Raw genomic sequence first — 1,771 nt, forward strand, 5'->3', positions numbered from 1 at the left:
CGACCGGCCAGGGAGGGTGGGCGCTGTCTGGGAGGACGCGCTGGCCGCGCGTGGACCGATGCTGCTGGAGTTCATGGTGGACGGGGACACACCGCCGGACTGGGCCGAGTCCATGGGCGGAGAGGCGAGAAGGCCGCTTCGGCCCTGAGCCGGACAGGCGCCTGACTACGGGCCGCGTACCCGGGTCGGGCGCGCACCCCGTACGACTCCGTCAGGATCCGTGTCCGGGTTTCGCCACGCTGGTGCGGGAAGCCGGTGGAACGGTTGTGGCGCTGGGTCGGTGGACACGACCGGACCAGCGCGGGCGAGACCTCCTGCCGGCCGTGAAGGTGCGGGCGGCCCCGAGGGCGTGATGGGCACTTCCGCCCGGGGGCGGGCCGGTCCACCCCGGCGGCCGTACGCCGGGGGACAGCCGCCCCGGAAATGAACGATGCAGGCGGTGCGGCCGGAGTACCCGGAGTGCGGGGAACGAAACGAAGGGTGTGAGACGGCCGAGTGCGACGGCCGGATCCCGGGGCGATCCCGGGTGCGTCAGCTCGCGGATCACCAGCCTGGCCCGTGATGGGCGCATGGCCGCCAGCGGCCGGCGGCAACGCACCGTGCACTTCTCGGTCGAGGCGGTGTCGCCCGAGGAGTACGACCGCTGGCTCCAGGGTGGAAACAGGGGCGGCCGCATGTCGGTGTCGCCGCCCCGCCGGGTGAAGCGCGTCCCGAGGAGGTGGCCCGGACACGTTTTGGGCATTGCCGAACAGGGCATTCCGGACACTCGGAGGTGGAGTGGGTCCTCCGGGGCGTCACGAGGGGAGACGCACGTGGCCGGCCTGATCCAGCACTACAAGATCGATAGCTCGCCGGAGGGGGTCTGGTCCCTGCTGAAGGACGGAGAACGGTACCTGACCGGTGTGACGGGTAGCGCTCCGACGCAGATCTCGGACGAGTGGCCGGAAGCAGGCAGTACGGCGCAGCACAGCGTTGGCATCGGGCCGGCACGTAAGAGCGTGCTGACGATCGTCCGGCACTCGCATGCCCCACGTACGCTGCGGATGGAGATCCGTGCGGGATGGCTCGGCACGCTGGGGCTCGACCTGGAGGTGCGGCCGTGGGGCGGTGCTGCGTTCGTCACCGTGCAGGAGTACCCCTTGGGGCCCCACAGGGCCTGCACACCTTCGCCCAGTCAACGCCGCTGATGCTGCTGCTTCGTGGAGGGCATCGCAAAGTCCTGTTCCAGGACAAGGCAGGGCTCGCGGGAGCGCGGCCCTGACGGACGGACAGACACCAGCGGCGGCCGATGGCGAGGACGCTCGGTGATCAGCGCCGCGGGGGCCATGCATCCGTACCGCTCGCGAATGCGGCGGCCGGGGCGGCGCCCTGCGAGCGGGCGGCGCTTTGTCAGCCCTGCCGGGCTGTTTCGCGCGGCGTGACGTCACGGCCGTGAGCGCGTCGAGGAACCGATCCACTTGCGCCTGCTCGCGGGGCGGCGACACTCCTGAAGAGCGAAGGCGCTGATCAGTTCTCGGTCGGCCGGCAGGGCATGTCGCAGATCGACGCACGAGCGTTTCCGGGCCTGCCGGGCCTGGTCTGCGCGGCGCTGAGGGGCACCCGATGCCGGGCGGTGGACGTCTCCCCGGAGCGCGACACCTGACCCGCGCCAGGCCGGGCTTCAGGTCGGCGAACCCGCACCCTGAGAGTCCGCTCGTGCCGCGGCAGGCAACGTTTGCCCGTTGAGGAGCGGCGTTTGGTGCGTGCTCTCGGCGTGCCGGCCGGAAGCCCT

1 protein-coding gene is annotated in these 1,771 nt (G+C 71.7%); it reads left to right on the forward strand.

Annotated elements, in window-relative coordinates; translation table 11 throughout:
* Positions 1 to 812 precede the first annotated feature (812 nt).
* Positions 813 to 1,187 carry an SRPBCC family protein gene (locus ABZ281_RS48095; RefSeq protein WP_356665032.1) on the forward strand — a complete coding sequence of 125 codons (375 nt, stop codon included), beginning with the start codon at positions 813 to 815 and terminating at the stop codon, positions 1,185 to 1,187.
* Positions 1,188 to 1,771 lie beyond the last annotated feature (584 nt).

It is taken from the genome of Streptomyces sp. NPDC006265, from assembly GCF_040613555.1.
Lineage (GTDB): Bacteria > Actinomycetota > Actinomycetes > Streptomycetales > Streptomycetaceae > Streptomyces.